Below are 1028 nucleotides of genomic sequence, written 5' to 3'. Positions count from 1 at the left end.
CCCGGCGACAACATCACCGTCGACGTCGAGCTGATCGTGCCGATCGCGATGGAAGAGAAGCTGCGCTTCGCCATCCGTGAAGGCGGCCGCACCGTCGGTGCCGGCATCGTCGTCACCATCAAAGAATAATTGGACGAAACGGATCTGTCGCGGGCGCAGGGCTGCCCGCGCCGCGCCAGAACAAGGAATTGACGCATGAACGGACAGAATATCCGCATCCGCCTTAAGGCGTTTGACCACCGGGTGCTCGACGCCTCGACGCGCGAAATTGTGTCGACCGCCAAGCGCACCGGCGCCAACGTCCGCGGCCCCATTCCGCTGCCGACGCGGATCGAAAAGTTCACGGTCAACCGGTCGCCTCACGTCGACAAGAAGAGCCGCGAGCAGTTCGAGATGCGCACCCACAAGCGGCTGCTCGACATCGTCGATCCGACCCCGCAGACGGTCGATGCTCTGATGAAGCTCGATCTGGCCGCCGGTGTCGACGTCGAGATCAAGCTCTAAGGAACAAGAGGGCGGGGCGACCCGGAACTCTGAAGGAAGCAAGAGGCGTGGAGGGGCGTCAGCCCCGACAGGGAACTCTAAAGGAATTGAACCGATGCGTTCAGGTGTGATTGCAAAGAAGGTGGGAATGACCCGCATCTATAACGATGCCGGGGAACACGTTCCCGTCACCGTTCTCCAGATGGAGAACTGCCAGGTCGTGGCGCAGCGCACGCAGGAGAAGAACGGCTACACCGCCGTCCAGCTCGGCGTTGGCCTTGCCAAGGTGAAGAACACGTCGAAGGCGATGCGCGGCCATTTCGCTGCCGCCTCCGTCGAGCCAAAGGCGAAGCTCGCCGAGTTCCGCGTCTCCGCCGACAACATGATCGACGTCGGCGCCGAGCTCACCGTCGAGCACTTCGTCGCCGGCCAGAAGGTCGACGTGACGGGCACCTCGACCGGCAAGGGTTTTCAGGGCGTGATCAAGCGGCACAACATGGGTGGCGGCCGTGCCACGCACGGTAACTCGGTCTCGCACCGCACGC

At 63.1% G+C, this 1028-nt stretch carries 2 protein-coding genes and 1 pseudogene; all 3 read left to right on the top strand.

The window, feature by feature from the left end:
• A pseudogene (gene tuf / locus EOA79_RS32230) lies at positions 1-129 on the top strand (elongation factor Tu); the annotation flags it as partial.
• Between the two features lie 66 nt (positions 130-195).
• Positions 196-504: a 30S ribosomal protein S10 gene (gene rpsJ / locus EOA79_RS32225; protein ID WP_006205468.1), complete on the top strand. Its 309-nt coding sequence runs from the start codon at positions 196-198 to the stop codon at positions 502-504.
• A 94-nt stretch (positions 505-598) separates the two neighbouring features.
• The coding region (gene rplC / locus EOA79_RS32220; RefSeq protein ID WP_128293710.1) for a 50S ribosomal protein L3 at positions 599-1028 on the top strand (430 nt) is incomplete at its 3' end.

This window comes from Mesorhizobium sp. M1A.F.Ca.IN.020.03.2.1 (assembly GCF_004023205.1).
Lineage (GTDB): Bacteria > Pseudomonadota > Alphaproteobacteria > Rhizobiales > Rhizobiaceae > Mesorhizobium.
This window is presented reverse-complemented; position numbering and strand designations above follow the sequence as displayed.

What these genes read in the sequence shown, in the direction of transcription:
- rpsJ (WP_006205468.1), top strand. Translation starts at nt 196, where the DNA reads ATGAACGGACAGAATATCCGCATCCGCCTTAAGGCGTTTGACCACCGG.